The following is a 16533-nucleotide window of genomic DNA, read 5'->3' as shown; positions in this document are numbered from 1 at the left end:
GATTATTTCGCCGGACGAGGAAAGCGGGCACCCGATTATTCCGCCGGTCCACCGGTTCCGCGGACGGCCAACTCTCGGGCCCGCCGACCGTTTTGTCCCGGTGGACGGTGCTATCGGGCCATGTGCTCGCGCGGGTGACACGGGAATACCGTGCTGACGCACCTCCCGGGGGGTTGGACTCCTCGCATACGATGGCCCGTGCGGTGGGGTGGACCCCCCGTGCAGTCGTCCAGTGCCAATACAGGCAAGGAGCCCGCTCACGTGTCCGTCTTCGACAAGATCTTGCGCGCAGGCGAGGGCAAGATCCTTCGCAAGCTGCAGCGGATTGCTGCCCAGGTCAACTCCATCGAAGAGGACTTCGTCAACCTCACCGACGCCGAGCTGCGCGCACTGACCGACGAGTACAAGCAGCGGCTCGCCGACGGCGAGACCCTGGACGACATCCTCCCCGAGGCGTTCGCCACCGTCCGCGAGGCCGCCAAGCGCGTCCTCGGCCAGCGGCACTACGACGTCCAGCTGATGGGCGGCGCCGCGCTGCACCACGGCTACGTCGCGGAGATGCGCACCGGTGAGGGCAAGACCCTCGTCGGCACCCTGCCGGCGTACCTGAACGCGCTCACCGGCAAGGGCGTCCACCTGATCACCGTCAACGACTACCTCGCCGAGCGCGACTCGGAGTGGATGGGCCGGGTGCACCGCTTCCTCGGCCTCGAAGTCGGCGTGATCCTGGCCAACATGACGCCGGCCGAGCGCAAGCGCCAGTACGCGATGGACATCACGTACGGCACCAACAACGAGTTCGGCTTCGACTACCTGCGCGACAACATGGCCTGGTCGCAGGACGAACTCGTCCAGCGCGGCCACTACTTCGCGGTCGTCGACGAGGTCGACTCGATCCTCATCGACGAGGCCCGCACCCCGCTGATCATCTCCGGCCCGGCCGACCAGGCGACCAAGTGGTACGCCGACTTCGCCAAGCTGGTGCTGCGCCTGAAGATCGACCGCGACTACGAGGTCGACGAGAAGAAGCGCACCGTCGGCATCCTGGAGGAGGGCGTCACCCGGGTCGAGGACTACCTGGGCATCGACAACCTCTACGAGTCGGTGAACACCCCGCTGGTCGGCTTCCTGAACAACGCCATCAAGGCGAAGGAGCTGTACAAGCGGGACAAGGACTACGTCGTGATGAACGGCGAGGTCATGATCGTCGACGAGCACACCGGCCGCATCCTGGCCGGCCGCCGCTACAACGAGGGCATGCACCAGGCGATCGAGGCCAAGGAGGGGGTGGAGGTCCAGAACGAGAACCAGACCCTGGCCACCATCACCCTGCAGAACTTCTTCCGCCTGTACGACAAGCTCGCGGGCATGACCGGTACCGGCACCACCGAGGCCGCCGAGTTCCACCAGATCTACAAGCTCGGCGTGGTGCCGATCCCGACCAACAAGACGCCGCTGCGCATCGACCAGCCCGACCTGATCTACAAGTCGGAGCCGGCCAAGTTCGCCGCCGTGGTCGAGGACATCGCCGAGAAGCACGAGAAGGGCCAGCCGGTGCTGGTCGGCACCGTGTCGGTCGAGAAGTCCGAGTACCTGTCGCAGGAGCTGCGCAAGCGCGGCATCCCGCACGAGGTGCTGAACGCCAAGCACCACGAGCGCGAGGCGCAGATCGTCGCGCAGGCCGGCCGCAAGGGCGCCGTCACCGTCGCCACCAACATGGCCGGCCGCGGCACCGACATCATGCTGGGCGGCAACGCCGACCACCTGGCCGCCGCCGAGCTGGCGCAGCGCGGGCTGACCCCGACGGACACCCCGGAGGAGTACGAGGCCGCCTTCCCGGCCGCGCTGGAGAAGGCCAAGGCCTCGGTGAAGGCCGAGCAGGACGAGGTCAAGGAGGCCGGCGGCCTCTACGTCCTCGGCACCGAGCGGCACGAGTCCCGCCGGATCGACAACCAGCTGCGCGGCCGCTCCGGCCGTCAGGGCGACCCGGGCGAGTCCCGCTTCTACCTGTCGCTGGGCGACGACCTGATGCGCCTGTTCAAGGCCGGCATGGTCGAGCGCGTGCTCTCGATGGCCAACGTGCCCGAGGACGTGCCGATCGAGTCCAAGATGGTCACCCGCGCCATCGCCTCCGCGCAGACCCAGGTCGAGCAGCAGAACTTCGAGATCCGCAAGAACGTCCTCAAGTACGACGAGGTGCTCAACCGCCAGCGCGAGGTCATCTACGGCGAGCGCCGCCGGGTGCTGGAGGGCGAGGACCTCCAGGAGCAGGTCGGCCACTTCATGGACGACACCGTCGAGGCGTACGTCCGGGCGGCCACCGGCGAGGGCTTCGAGGACGACTGGGACCTGGAGAAGCTCTGGACGGCGCTCAAGCAGCTCTACCCGATCACCCTGGACCTGGAGGAGCTGGAGGAGGAGGCCGGCGGCCAGGCCGGGCTGACCCCCGAGTTCCTGATCAAGGTCATCCAGGAGGACATCCAGGCGCAGTACGGCGCCCGTGAGGACCAGCTGGGCGCGGAGATCATGCGCGAGCTGGAGCGCCGGGTCGTGCTGTCGGTGCTGGACCGCCGCTGGCGCGAGCACCTCTACGAGATGGACTACCTCCAGGAGGGCATCGGCCTGCGGGCCATGGCGCAGCGCGACCCGCTGGTCGAGTACCAGCGCGAGGGCTTCGACATGTTCACCGCGATGATGGAGGGCATCAAGGAGGAGTCCGTCGGCTACCTGTTCAACCTGGAGGTCCAGGTCGAGCAGCAGGTCGAGGAGGTCCCGGTCGAGGACGCCCAGGTGGTGCTCGACAAGCTGGAGAAGGACTCCGCCCGCCCGGAGATCAAGGCCAAGGGCCTGGAGGCCCCGAAGCCGCAGCGGCTGCACTACACGGCCCCCTCGGACGAGGTCGGCGGCGGTGTCATCGAGGGCGACTTCGAGGACCTCGCGCCGGAGGACGAGGGCGACGGGCTGACCCGCGCCGAGCGCCGCAAGGCCGCGAAGTCGGCCAAGGGCCGCCGCCGCAAGGCCTGAGCCCGCCGCTGGAGACCAGCCAGGACGCCTCGCAGGGCGCCGTTCCCGGACCGGGGCGGCGCCCTGCGCCGTGGTGTGCCGCCGGGGGCGCGGCAGGGAGTTCACCGGGCCTCCACGGCGGTGCACTGCCACTGCCCGGCCGGGCCGCGCTGCTCCAGCCGGAAGGCCACCATGTGGTGCCGTCGGCCGAGGTCGACCCGGACGCAGGCCTCGACCGCGTCCGGTGAGGGCGAGCGTTCGTGCACCGGGCCGAGCCTGGGCCGGTCGGCGGGGCCGCCGCGGCGCAGCGCGCCGGCCCGGACCAGCGAGGCGAGCTGCCCGTAGCCGTCCAGACTGGTGTGCCGCATCAGCTGGCCGGAGGGCCGTGCACCGGTGAGCACCTCGACCAGCTGGCGGGCGAACCGGCCGGCCAGTGCCCCGGCGTCGGGCCGGGAGCCGGCCCCGGGCCCGACGCCGGGGGCGGCGGTGCAGGCGGCGCGCGGGTGGCGCGGGCGGCGCCCGGCCGGGTCGCAGCCGCCGGCGGCGCGCGGACGGCGGTGCGGGCGGACGGTGGGGTGGGCGCTGCAGCGGACGGTCACGGCGGGGCTCCTCGAGCTGGTGGTGCGGGTACGGACGGGTCCAGGCTGGGGGCGTCCCGCGCAGGGCGGCAACGGGTTTCCGGGGTGGTCCGGACGGGCTGCCGAGTTCACCTATCCGGGTGAACCGGCCAGTGCGGCGCCGGGCCCCAGGGGTCGGGCGAAGGCGTCCGGTTGACGTGTGGGGACGGGCCGTACGGTCCTAAAGGGGACGTTCGGGCTGGGCGGACCGGGTGGCGGCGCCCGCCCGCCGCATTGCGCCGTACCGGCCCGGCGCGCACCATCGGGAGCCTGGTCGGGAGCGGACGGCGGGGCTCCCACGACGAGGGGTGGCCGGTATGACCACACGGGCGGCGCGGGCCGCGGGCGGCGCCCCGCCCGCCGCGGGTGCGCCCCGGCGCGGCCTGGTGCTGGGCGGCGGCGGGATGCTCGGCGCGGCCTGGACGGTCGGCGCGCTGTGCGCCGTCGAGGAGGTGACCGGGCGGCCGCCGGGCGAGGCCGACGTGCTGCTCGGCACCTCGGCCGGCGCGATCCTCGCCGCGATGCTGGCCGGCGGCGTCCGCCCCGACCAGCTGCGCGACCACCAGCGCGGCCTGCCGGTCACCGAGGGGCCGCTGGCCGGGGCGGCCTTCGACTACGACACCGCCGTCGGCGGCGCGCTGCCGCCCCGCCCCCGGGCCGGCATCGGGTCGCCCGGCCTGCTGCGCGACGCCGTCCGGCACCCGCGCGCGTACCCGCTGCTGACCATGGTCTCGGCGATCGCGCCGCACGGCCGCGGGTCGCTGACGCCGGTCGGCGAGCTGGTCCGCGGCCTGCTCGGCCCCGGTGCGACGTCCGGCTCCGGCACGGCGTCAGGTCCCGGCGCGGCGTCAGGTTTCGGCGCGACGTCCGGCCCCGGTGGGCCGCCCGGTGGCGGGGGATCGCCGTTGCGGGTGGTGGCCGTGGACTACCGCAGCGGCCGCCGGGTGGTGTTCGGCGACCCGGACGCCCCGGCCGTCCCGGTGCCCGACGCGGTGATGGCCTCCTGCGCGATCCCCGGATGGTTCGCCCCGGTGCGGCTGGGCGGCTCGGCGTACGTGGACGGCGGCTGCTGGTCCGCCACCAACGCCGACCTGATGCTCGGCCGGGGGCTGGACGAGGTGTACGTGCTCGCCCCGATGGCGCTGCGGCTGGACCCCCGGCCGGGGCGGGCCGGGGGCGGGGGCCGGCTCCGGCACGGCGGCGACATCCTGGCCGCCCTGCGCGAGTGGCGTGCCCGGGACCGTCCGCGCGGCGTCCTCGCCCAGCTGGTGAGCCGCTACCGCCGCGCCGTCACCCGGCAGCTGCTGCGCGAGGCCGCGCTGCTGCGGGCGGAGGGCGTCCGGGTGCGGCTGCTGGCGCCGACCCCGGCGGACCTCGCCGTGATGGGCCCGAACATGATGGACCCGGCCCGCCGGGGCGCCGTCCTGGAGAGCGCCCTGCGCACCAGCCGGGAGGCGCTCGGCGCCGGGCGGTGAGCGCCCGGCCCCGCACGGAGGTGATCACGGCCGGTCCGGCGGCGCTTATTCTTGGGGCGCTGGAGAAGCTGTGCCGCTGGACGAACCCCGCTGGACGAACCGGAGAGTGCCACCGATGCGCGTGTACCTGCCCACCACCCTGACCGGCCTGGCGGCGGCGCACGAGGGCGGCTCCCTGGAGCAGTCCGCCGCGTACGCCGTGACCCCCGCGCTGCGCGAGTGGTACGTCAGCGACGACCTCGAGGAACTGGAGTACGCGGCGCTGAACCGGGCCGCGCAGGCCTCGCTGCGGCAGCTGGCCGCCGACCCGGGCGCCCCGCGCCGCCGGGTCGTGGTGGCGCTGGACGTGGCCGACGCCTCGGTGCGGCCCTTCCCCGGCGACGAGTACCAGGACCAGGCCTCGCTCGGCCGGGTGGTGCTGGCCGGCCCGGTGCGGCTGGCCAAGGCGGCCGCGGTGCACGCCGACGTGGCCGACGACGAGGTGGTCACGGACGTCGCGGCGGCGGTGGCGGCGGTCGCCGCGGCCGACGCGGGCGACCAGGACGCCCAGTTCACCGTGGACGGCGCCGAGGACCACGACCTGCTCTGGTACGCGACCCAGGAGATCCCCGCCCTGCTGGCCTGAGCCCCGGTCCGCGTGAGTTCCGTCCTACCGGCGTGTCACCCGGCCGGGTTACCGTTTCACCCTGTGCGCACTCACATCGTTTGGGACTGGAACGGCACGCTCTTCCACGACATGGAGGCCGTGCTGGGGGCGAGCAACGCCGCCTTCGCGACCATCGGCGTCGGGCCGATGACCCTCCAGGAGTACCGCGAGCAGTACGAGATCCCGATTCCCCGCTTCTACCAGCGCCTGCTCGGCCGGATGCCCTCCACGGAGGAGTGGCTGAGGCTCGACGACGCGTTCCACGACCGCTACCGGGAGCTCAGCCCGTCCTGCGGGCTGGCCGAGGGCGTGCGCGAGCTGATGGACGGCTGGCGGGAGGCCGGGAACAGCCAGTCGCTGCTGTCGATGTACGAGCACGACCGGCTGGTGCCGCTGGTCGACACCTTCGGCCTGACCGACGGCTTCCTGCGGGTGGACGGCCGCAGCGGCCCGGCCGGCGGCCAGAAGGCGGAGCACCTGGTCAGGCACCTGGCCGCGCTCGGTGAGCTGGTGGACCCGGCCCGTACGGTGCTGATCGGCGACGCCGCGGACGACGCCCTGGCGGCGCTGGGGGCGGGGGCCCACGCGGTGCTCTACACCGGCGGTTCGCACACCAGGGAGAAGCTGGAGCCGGTCGGCGTCCCGGTGGTGGACACCCTGGCCGAGGCGGTCGAGCTGGCCGGCCGGATCGCGGGCTGAACCACGCCCAGGACCGGCCCGACGCGGCGCGGTGAACCACCCCGGGACCAGGCGGTCGGCGCGGGCTGAACCACGCCCCGGACCGGCCGGACGTGGCGGGCGCCACGTCCGCCGTCCGCGTGTCTGAACGGGCGGATCGCGCCCCGGCTGGTCAGGCTGGTGTCACACCCGACCAGCCGCCAGGACGGAGCCGCCATGCCCATCGACGCAGTCACCGAGGTGCCGGTGCCGGTCAACGAGCCGGTGCGCTCGTACGCGCCCGGCACCCCGGAGCGGGACCGGCTGGTCCGGCGGCTGGACGAACTGGCGGCCGAGCAGGTCCCGCTGCCGATGACCATCGGCGGCGAGCAGCGGTTCGGCGGCGGTGAGCGGATCGAGGTGGTCCAGCCGCACCACCACGCCGCCAAGCTGGGCGTGCTCGGCAACGCGACCCGGGAGGACGCCCGGGCGGCGGTGGACGCGGCGCTGGCCGCCGGGCGGCAGTGGCGCTCGCTCTCCTTCGACGACCGCGCGGCGGTCTTCCTGCGCGCCGCCGACCTGCTGGCCGGCCCCTGGCGGGAGACGCTCAACGCGGCCACCATGCTCGGCCAGTCCAAGACCGCGCAGCAGGCCGAGATCGACTCCGCCTGCGAGCTGGTCGACTTCTGGCGGTTCAACGTCCGGTTCGCCCGGCAGATCCTGGCCGACCAGCCGATCTCCTCGCCCGGCGTGTGGAACCGCACCGACCACCGCCCGCTGGAAGGTTTCGTCTACGCGGTCACCCCGTTCAACTTCACCGCGATCGCCGGCAACCTGCCCACCGCCCCCGCGCTGATGGGCAACACCGTGGTCTGGAAGCCCGCGCCGACCCAGACCCTGGCCGCGTACCACCTGATGCGGCTGCTGGAGGCGGCCGGCCTGCCGCCCGGGGTGATCAACCTGGTGACCGGCGACGGCCTGCAGGTCTCCCCGGTGGTGCTGGCCGACCCGGCGTTCGCCGGGCTGCACTTCACCGGCTCCACCGCCACCTTCCAGTCGCTGTGGCAGACCATCGGCGCCAACATCGGCGGCTACCGCGCGTACCCGAGGATCGTCGGCGAGACCGGCGGCAAGGACTTCCTGCTGGCCCACCGCTCGGCCGACCCGGACGTCCTGCGGACCGCGCTGGTCCGCGGCGCCTTCGAGTACCAGGGCCAGAAGTGCTCGGCGCTCTCCCGGGCCTACCTGCCGCGCAGCCTCTGGCAGCGGATCAAGGACGACTTCCTGGCCGAGGTGGACGCGCTCCCGGTGGGCGACGTGACCGACCTGTCCAACTTCATGGGCGCCCTGATCGACCGGCGGGCCTTCGAGAAGAACCGGGACGCCATCGACCGGGCGAAGGCCGATCCGACGATCGAACTGGCGGCCGGCGGGCAGTACGACGACGCGATCGGCTGGTTCGTCCGGCCGACGGTGCTGGTCTCCTCCGACCACCGGGGCGACATCTTCCGGACCGAGTACTTCGGCCCGATCCTCGCCGTCCACGTCTACGAGGACTCCCGCTGGGACGACGTGCTCCGAAGGGTCGACGGCGGCGCCCCGTACGGCCTGACCGGCTCGGTGGTCGCGCAGGATCGTTACGCCATCGCCCAGGCCGTCGAGGAGCTGCGCTTCGCCGCGGGGAACTTCTACATCAACGACAAGCCGACCGGCGCCGTCGTCGGCCAGCAGCCCTTCGGCGGCGGCCGGGCCTCCGGCACCAACGACAAGGCGGGCGCCGCGCAGAACCTGCTCCGCTGGACCTCGGCCCGGTCGATCAAGGAGACCTTCGTCCCGCCGACCCACCACGGATACCCGCACATGGGCTGAGAGTGAACACCGGGCTCCGGTTTGGACATGCTGTCCAGGACGGAGCCGACTTCCTGCGGGTTTGCGCCTACCTGTCCCTGTGCACCTTCGATTGATCCGGTTAGGCTGGCTGGCGTCGTCGGGTGGCTGCAGGACGAACGAGTCGTCCTACCCGCTGGGAGGACGTTTCATGCGTGCCATGAGCCCCTTTCAGTCGGATGGTGCGGCAGGATTGCGGTGACCCGTCGGTGTACATCCACACACCACCGAGTCACGCAACGGCGCGCGACAGGAGCCAAGAAGTCATGCAGACCAAGCTGGACGCAGCCAAGGCCGAACTGCTCAAGAAGGCAGCCGCAGCCGCTGAGAACAGCCAGGTGGGGGGAGCGGCGCCGGGGGAGGGTCTGAGCAACGGCGCTCTGACCGCGTACCTGCACCACTACTACCTCCACACCGCGCCCGAGGACCTGGTCGACCTCGACCCGGTCGACGTCTACGGCGCGGCCGCCTCCCACTACCGCCTGGGGCTCAAGCGCCCGCAGGGCACCGCCGAGGTGCGGGTCCACACCCCCTCGGTCGAGGAGAACGGCTGGTCCTGCGGCCACACCGTGGTCGAGGTCGTCACCGACGACATGCCCTTCCTGGTCGACTCCGTCACCAACGAGCTGTCCCGCCAGGACCGCGCGATCCACATCGTGATCCACCCCCAGCTGGTCGTCCGCCGTGACATCACCGGCAAGCTGCTGGAGATCCTGGACGTCGACGCCTGCTCCCGCAGCCAGGCCGCCGGCACCGAGTGGCCCGCCGACGCGACCGTCGAGTCGTGGATGCACATCGAGATCGACCGCGAGACCGACCGCGAGGACCTGCGCTCCATCGAGGCCGACCTGCGCCGGGTGCTCGGCGACGTCCGCGAGGTCGTCGAGGACTGGGGCAAGATGCGCGAGAGCGCCCTGCGCCTGGCCGACGAGCTGGCCGAGGAGCCCCCGACCGGCCTGCCCGAGCAGGAGGTCGGCGAGGCCTGGGAGCTGATGCGCTGGCTCGCCGACGACCACTTCACCTTCCTCGGCTACCGCGAGTACGACCTGGTCGAGCACGAGGGCGAGGAGGTCCTCAAGGCCGTCGCCGGGACCGGCCTCGGCATCCTGCGCTCCGACCCGCACAGCCACGACGACCACCACCACGCGGTCAGCGAGGCCTTCGGCCGGCTCTCCGCGCCGGTGCGCGCCAAGGCCCACGAGAAGAAGCTGCTCGTCCTCACCAAGGCCAACAGCCGTGCCACCGTGCACCGCCCGGCCTACCTGGACTACGTCGGCGTGAAGAAGTTCGACGCCGCCGGCGAGCCGGTCGGCGAGCGCCGCTTCCTCGGCCTGTTCTCCTCCGCCGCCTACACCGAGTCGGTCACCCGCATCCCGGTCGTGCGCCGCAAGGTCCAGGAGGTCCTGGAGGAGTCCGGCTTCTCCAGCGAGAGCCACGACGGCCGCGACCTGCTCCAGATCATGGAGACCTTCCCGCGGGACGAGATCTTCCAGACCCCGGCCTCCGAGCTGCTCTCCATCGCGACGAGCGTGCTCTACCTCCAGGAGCGCCGCAAGCTGCGGCTGTTCCTGCGCCAGGACGAGTACGGGCGCTACTTCTCGGCGTTCATCTACCTGCCGCGCGACCGCTACACCACGCGCATCCGGCTGCTGATCACCGACATCCTCAAGGAGGAGTTGAACGGCGCCACCATCGACTACACGGTGTACGCCACCGAGTCGGTGCTGACCCGTCTGCACTTCGTGGTCCGGGTCGCCCCGGGCACCGAGCTGCCGCAGCTCTCCGAGACGGACATCGAGCGGATCGAGAACCGCCTGGCGGAGGCCGCCCGGTTCTGGATGGACGGCTTCCACGACCAGCTGCACACCGAGCTGGGCGAGGAGAAGGCCGCCGAGCTCGGCCACAAGTACGCCAACGCCTTCCCCGACGGCTACCGCGCCGACTTCCCGCCGCGCACCGCCGTCGCCGACATCAAGCAGATCGAGTCGCTGCACGGCGAGGGCGACTTCCGCCTGAACCTGTACCAGCCGGTCGGCGCCGGCGACGACGAGCGCCGCTTCAAGATCTACCGGGTCGGCGGCCCGATCTCGCTCACCGAGGTCCTGCCGGTGCTCCAGCGCCTGGGCGTCGAGGTGCTGGACGAGCACCCGTACGCGCTGCGCCGCTCCGACGGCACCACCGCGTGGGTCTACGACTTCGGCCTGAAGCTGCGCGAGGCCACCGAGCTCACCGACGAGGCCCGCGAGAGGTTCCAGGAGACCTTCGCCGCCACCTGGACCGGCCGGGCCGAGAACGACGGCTTCAACGAGCTGGTCCTCACCGCCGGGCTGACCTGGCGCCAGGCGATGATGCTGCGCGCGTACGCCAAGTACCTGCGCCAGGCGGGCTCCACGTTCTCCCAGGACTACATGGAGGACGCGCTCCGCAACAACACCCACACCACCCGGCTGCTGGTCAACCTGTTCGAGGCCCGGCTGAGCCCGAGCCACCGTTCGGGCGCCCTGGAGCTGACCGAGGGCATCCTGGAGGAGCTGGCCGGCGCCCTGGACGAGGTCGTCTCGCTGGACGAGGACCGCATCCTGCGCTCCTTCCTGAACCTCATCAGGGCCACCCTGCGGACCAACTTCTTCCAGCGCTCCGGCTCCGGCGAGTGGCACTCCTACGTGTCGATGAAGTTCGACCCGAAGGCCATCCCGGACCTGCCGGCCCCGCGCCCGGCGTTCGAGATCTGGGTCTACTCGCCGCAGGTCGAGGGCGTCCACCTGCGCTTCGGCAAGGTCGCCCGCGGCGGTCTGCGCTGGTCCGACCGGCGCGAGGACTTCCGCACCGAGATCCTGGGCCTGGTCAAGGCCCAGATGGTCAAGAACACCGTCATCGTCCCGGTCGGCGCCAAGGGCGGCTTCGTCGCCAAGCAGCTGCCGGACCCGGCGGTCGACCGCGACGCCTGGCTGGCCGAGGGCGTCTCCTCGTACAAGACCTTCATCTCGGCGCTGCTCGACATCACCGACAACCTGGTCGGCGGCGAGGTCGTGCACCCGGCCGACGTGGTCCGCCACGACGAGGACGACACCTACCTGGTCGTCGCCGCCGACAAGGGCACCGCGACCTTCTCGGACATCGCCAACGGCGTCGCCGAGTCCTACGGCTTCTGGCTGGGCGACGCGTTCGCCTCCGGCGGCTCGGCCGGCTACGACCACAAGGGCATGGGCATCACCGCCCGCGGCGCCTGGGAGTCGGTCAAGCGCAACTTCCGCGAGCTCGGCGTCGACACCCAGACCGAGGACTTCACCGTCATCGGCATCGGCGACATGTCCGGCGACGTCTTCGGCAACGGCATGCTGCTCAGCGAGCACATCCGCCTGGTCGCCGCCTTCGACCACCGCCACATCTTCCTCGACCCGAACCCGGACGCGGCCACCTCGTACGCCGAGCGCCGCCGTCTGTTCGAGCTGCCGCGCAGCTCCTGGGACGACTACGACAAGTCGCTGATCTCGGCCGGCGGCGGGGTGCACCCCCGCTCGGCGAAGTCGATCCAGCTGACCCCGCAGGTCCGGGCCGCCCTCGGCGTCGAGGAGACCCGCCTGACCCCGGCCGAGCTGATGAAGGCGATCCTGCAGGCGCCCGTCGACCTGTTCTGGAACGGCGGCATCGGCACCTACGTCAAGGCCTCCACCGAGACCAACGCCGAGGTCGGCGACAAGTCCAACGACGCCATCCGGGTCAACGGCGAGCAGGTCCGGGCCCGGGTCATCGGCGAGGGCGGCAACCTCGGCTGCACCCAGCTCGGCCGCATCGAGTACGCGGCCACCGGCGGCCCGGAGGGCTCCGGCGGCTGGATCGACACCGACGCGATCGACAACTCGGCCGGTGTGGACACCTCGGACCACGAGGTCAACATCAAGATCCTGCTCAACCAGGTCGTCGCCGAGGGCGACATGACGGTCAAGCAGCGCAACGCCCTGCTGGCCGAGATGACCGACGAGGTCGGCCACCTGGTGCTGCGCAACAACTACGCGCAGAACGTGGTGCTGGCCAACGCCGTCGCCCAGGCGCACAGCATGGTCAACGTGCACGCCCGGATGATCAGCCGCTTCGAGTCGGCCGGCCGGCTGGACCGGGGGCTGGAGTTCCTGCCCACCGAGCGCCAGATCCGTGAGCGCCAGCAGGGCGGCCGCGGACTCTCGCAGCCCGAGATGTCCGTCCTGCTCGCGTACACCAAGATCATCCTCGCTGAGGAGCTGCTGGCCACCGACCTGCCGGACGACCCGTTCTTCCGCACCGCGCTGCACGAGTACTTCCCGAGCGCGCTGCGGGCGGGGTTCGCCGACGCCATCGACAACCACGCGCTGCGCCGCGAGATCATCACCACGCTGATCGTCAACGACACGATCAACCGGGGTGGCTGCACCTTCGCCTTCCGCCTGAAGGAGGAGACCGGCGCGACCTACGAGGAGATCGCCCGGACGCACACCGCCGCGCGGGCCGTCTTCGACCTGGAGCCGATCTGGGCCGAGATCGAGGACCTGGACAACAAGGTCCCGGCCCGGGTGCAGACCAAGATGCGGCTGCACTCGCGGCGCCTGGTCGAGCGCGCCACCCGGTGGATGCTCAACAACCGCCGCCAGCCGCTCGACATCGCCGGCACCATCGAGTTCTTCCACGACCGCGTCAACCAGGTCTGGGCCTCGCTGCCCAAGCCGCTGCGCGGCGAGGACCTCACCTGGTTCGAGTCGGTGTACGGCGAGCTCGCCGCGGCCGGGGTGCCGGAGGAGCTGGCCACCCGGATCGCCGGCCTCTCCTCGGTCTTCCCGACCCTGGACATCGTCGAGGTCGCCGACCGCTCCGGGAAGGACGTCGCCGAGGTCGCCGACCTCTACTACGACCTGGGCGACCGGCTCCAGATCTCGCACCTGCTCGACCGCATCATCGAGCTGCCCCGCACCGACCGCTGGTCGTCGATGGCCCGGGCCGCGATCCGCGAGGACCTCTTCGCGGCGCACGCGGCGCTGACCGCCGACATCCTGGCCTGCGGGCCCGAGGCGGCCACCCCGGAGGAGCGGTACACCGCCTGGGCCGAGCTCAACTCGACCCTGCTGAACCGCGCCAAGAGCACCCTCGACGACATAAGGGGTTCGGACAACTACGAGCTGTCCAGCCTCTCGGTCGCGATGCGCGTCATCCGCACCCTGCTGCGCACCGGTTCGATGCGCTGACGGACGGCCGCACCGGAAGGGGCCCGCGTCTTCGGACGCGGGCCCCTTCCGCGTTCCCGGACGCCGCCCGGATTCCGGAGCGTGACGGCCGGATCACGCTGCGCGTGAACCGGGACGGGCTCCGGATGTGTCCCTGCGGTTAACGCGGCATCACAAACTCCGCCAATTGCCGTCAGAGTTCCCGGCGGGTCGCGGAATTTCGCCCCAACTGCCCTTTTTGACAGCTGTTCTGACAAGGCATGAGTTGCAGTAGGCTGACTCCGCGATAGGCGTCGCCGCAGGTCTCGTGCCGCAAAGCACTTCGATGTGATGTGACATCAGGTGCCTTTCGGAGAGGCTCGGGCCGCCAGTCCCATTCGCGCTTCGGGGCCCGGACCGGCTCCACGCGATGCCACCTGAAGAGAGTTTCATGACGTCATTTGTGCAGGAACCCTTTTTCTGGGTCTTCATCGTGGTGATGTTCGTGGCCGTCGGAGCGGCCCTCCAAGCACGCAGAACCAACCTCGCCCTGCGGCGGCGCAACGCCGCGCTGGAGGAGGAGAGCGCCCTGGCACAGCGGCAGCGCGACGAGGCCGCCGCGCTGCACGACCACCTGCGGGGGCAGCACGCGTCCGAACTGACCGCCGTCCGCCGGGACGCCGAGGAGGACACCAAGGCCGTCCTCAAGGCGGCGATGCGGACGCTGCAGGGCCTGGCCGACGAGCAGCAGGTCGTCATCGACAAGGTGCAGCGGAAGTACGGCGACAGCCCGCAGATCCTCGCCGACCTGATGACGATCGACCACACCAACAGCCAGTTCGGCCGGCGCGCCCAGGGCATCGCGGTGCTCTGCGGCGGCTGGCTGGGCCGCCGCGAGAGCGTCGCCTCGGTCTACGACGTGGCCCGCAGCGCCCAGGGCCGGATCCGGCACTTCGACCGGGTGCGGATCCACTCCCGGGTCAGCGTCTCGCTCGCCAGCAAGGTCGTCGAGCCGGTCGCCGTCGTGCTGTCCGAGCTGCTCGCCAACGCGACCAACTACTCCGCCCCGGACACCCCGGTGGAGGTCAGCGTCCAGGCCGTCCCGACCGGCGTCTGCCTGATCATCGACGACGCCGGCCTCGGCATGGGCCAGGAGGAGAAGGACCGCGCGGCGCAGCTCCTCAACCCGGGCGCGCCGATCAGCCTCGCCAGCCTGGGCAACCCCCCGAAGTTCGGCTTCGCCGTCTCCGGCATGCTGGCCGCCCGCTACGGCTTCCGGGTCTCCGTCGACTCGGTCTCCCCGTACGGCGGCGTGCGGGCCGTGGTGCTGCTGCCGGCCGAGCTGCTCAGCAGCGAGGTCGCGGCCCCGCCCGTCGCCGAGCGCGCAGACTACCAGCCCGTGCCGGTGGAGCAGCCCGCCCAGGCCTGGGCGCCCGCCGCCGGCCAGCGGCTGGTGTCGCTGTCCGAGCCGGCCGCGCCGCTGGCCCCGGTGCCGGCGCCGCAGCCGGCGCCGACGGCGGCGGCGGAGACGACCGCGGACGGACTGCTGCCCCGGCGGCGCCGCCAGCGCCCCGTGTCCGTCGTCCCCGCCCCGCAGGACCCCGTCCGGGCCGAGGAACCGGTGCGGAGCACCGGCCAGCACACGCCGTCCCGCCTCGGCGCGTTCCAGCGCGGCACGCTGTCCGGGCGCAACACCATGACCACGGAAGGAACCGAGATCCAGTGAGCCGCGATCTTTCCTGGGTGCTCAACGACGTACTCCAGGTACCGGGCGCCCGGCACGCTATCCTCGTCTCCGCCGACGGCCTCCTGCTCGAACGGTCCAGCGAGATCGGCCGCGACGAGGCGGAGACCAACGCCGCCGCGATGAGCTCCATGCAGTCGCTGAGCCGCGCGGTCGCCCCGTTCGTCGGCGGAGGCGGCGGGGCCTGGCGCCAGACCCTCCTGGAGTACGACCATGGCTGGATCTTCCTGATCGCGGCCGGCAGCGGCGCGTACCTGGCCGCCTCCACCGCCCCCGACGTCGACATGGAGGCGATGTCCTTCCGGATGCAGCAGCAGGTGGGCGCACTCGGCCGGGCGATGTCGGCGGCGCCGCGCCAGAGCACGCTCAGCGGCTCATGACGGCCGGCGGCGAGGAACAGTGGGTCACCGGTGGCTTCATCCGCTCCTACGTCATCACCGGTGGACGCGAGTTACCGAACGCGGACGACCTGTCTCTGATCACCCTGGTCACCGTCGCGCCCGAGCAGGGCATGCCCGTCCTGCCGAGCCCGGAGACCCGGGCGATCTGGGAGCTGTGCTCCGGCGGCTACCTCTCGGTGGCCGAGGTCGCGGCACGGCTGGAGCTTCCGGTGGGGGTCGTCAGGCTGCTGCTGACGGACCTGATCCGGGAGGGACGGCTGCTGCGCCGGTCGGCCCCGCCTCCGGCCCAGGCTCCGGACCCGAGACTTCTAGAGAAGGTACTGCATGGACTTCAACGCCGGTTCGCCTGAGGACATCTACGTCCCGGGCGCGGTGACGACCGCCGTCAAGATCCTGGTCGTGGGGCACTTCGCGGTCGGCAAGACGACGCTCATCGGGGCCCTGTCGGAGATCGCCCCGCTGAGCACCGAGGAGAGCATGACGCAGGCGTCCGTCCGCGTCGACGACCTCCGCGGCGTACCGGACAAGAAGACCACGACCGTCGCCCTGGACTTCGGCCGGCTGACGCTCGGCGACGACCTGGTGCTGTACCTGTTCGGCACCCCGGGGCAGCAGCGGTTCATGCAGCTCTGGGAGGACATGGCGAGGGGCGCGCTGGGAGCGCTGCTGCTGGCCGACCCCACCCGCCTGGCGGACACCTTCCCCGTCATCGACCTGATCGAGCAGTACGGCCTGGAGTACGCGGTGGCGGTCAACAGCTTCGACCGGCAGAGCGACTACACCGAGGACCAGCTGCGCGAGGCGCTCGACCTGCTGCCGCACACCCCGGTGGTGTTCTGCGACGCGCGGGACCAGCGCTCCTCGGCCAACGCCCTGCTGACGCTCGTCCGGCACCTGCTCGACCGCGCCTCCTGACCTCCCCCACGCCTTCC

At 71.8% G+C, this 16533-nt stretch carries 11 protein-coding genes; 10 read left to right on the top strand and 1 reads right to left on the bottom strand.

Features of this window, described 5'->3' with window-relative positions; genetic code table 11:
• Positions 1–261: 261 nt before the first annotated feature.
• Entirely contained in the window at positions 262–3024 is a 2763-nt protein-coding gene (gene secA / locus ACZ5GH_RS14215; protein WP_387756845.1) for a preprotein translocase subunit SecA, read from the top strand.
• A gap of 101 nt (positions 3025–3125) precedes the next feature.
• Here the strand turns inward: secA and ACZ5GH_RS14210 are convergent, their stop codons facing one another.
• Entirely contained in the window at positions 3126–3602 is a 477-nt protein-coding gene (locus ACZ5GH_RS14210; protein WP_387756846.1) for an Rv3235 family protein, read from the bottom strand.
• A 335-nt stretch (positions 3603–3937) separates the two neighbouring features.
• On the opposite strand from ACZ5GH_RS14210, the gene ACZ5GH_RS14205 reads away from it, so the two are divergent.
• From ACZ5GH_RS14205 to ACZ5GH_RS14165, 9 genes are all read left to right on the top strand, one after another.
• Positions 3938–5095 (top strand): patatin-like phospholipase family protein, encoded by a 1158-nt coding sequence (locus ACZ5GH_RS14205; protein WP_464334433.1) that lies wholly within the window; start codon positions 3938–3940, stop codon positions 5093–5095.
• Between the two features lie 115 nt (positions 5096–5210).
• A complete protein-coding gene (locus ACZ5GH_RS14200) occupies positions 5211–5720 on the top strand; it encodes a DUF6912 family protein (RefSeq protein ID WP_401118041.1) in 510 nt (169 codons plus the stop codon).
• Positions 5721–5783: 63 nt separating this feature from the next.
• Positions 5784–6440, top strand: coding sequence for an HAD family hydrolase (locus ACZ5GH_RS14195; RefSeq protein ID WP_387756849.1), 657 nt, complete (start codon positions 5784–5786; stop codon positions 6438–6440).
• Positions 6441–6641: 201 nt separating this feature from the next.
• Positions 6642–8267: an L-glutamate gamma-semialdehyde dehydrogenase gene (gene pruA, locus ACZ5GH_RS14190; protein ID WP_387757050.1), complete on the top strand. Its 1626-nt coding sequence runs from the start codon at positions 6642–6644 to the stop codon at positions 8265–8267.
• Positions 8268–8551: 284 nt separating this feature from the next.
• Complete coding sequence (locus ACZ5GH_RS14185) at positions 8552–13498, top strand: NAD-glutamate dehydrogenase (RefSeq protein WP_387756850.1); 4947 nt, start codon at positions 8552–8554, stop codon at positions 13496–13498.
• 409 nt (positions 13499–13907) lie between these two features.
• A complete protein-coding gene (locus tag ACZ5GH_RS14180) occupies positions 13908–15182 on the top strand; it encodes an ATP-binding protein (protein ID WP_464334432.1) in 1275 nt (424 codons plus the stop codon).
• Positions 15179–15580: a roadblock/LC7 domain-containing protein gene (locus ACZ5GH_RS14175; RefSeq protein WP_387756852.1), complete on the top strand. Its 402-nt coding sequence runs from the start codon at positions 15179–15181 to the stop codon at positions 15578–15580. The genes ACZ5GH_RS14180 and ACZ5GH_RS14175 overlap by 4 nt, the downstream gene beginning before the upstream one ends.
• Positions 15577–15951 (top strand): DUF742 domain-containing protein, encoded by a 375-nt coding sequence (locus tag ACZ5GH_RS14170; RefSeq protein ID WP_464334431.1) that lies wholly within the window; start codon positions 15577–15579, stop codon positions 15949–15951. Before ACZ5GH_RS14175 ends, ACZ5GH_RS14170 begins: the two co-directional genes overlap by 4 nt.
• A complete protein-coding gene (locus tag ACZ5GH_RS14165) occupies positions 15926–16516 on the top strand; it encodes a GTP-binding protein (RefSeq protein ID WP_387756854.1) in 591 nt (196 codons plus the stop codon). The genes ACZ5GH_RS14170 and ACZ5GH_RS14165 overlap by 26 nt, the downstream gene beginning before the upstream one ends.
• Positions 16517–16533 lie beyond the last annotated feature (17 nt).

The sequence above is a fragment of the Kitasatospora sp. Xyl93 genome (genome assembly GCF_055383135.1).
This window is presented reverse-complemented; position numbering and strand designations above follow the sequence as displayed.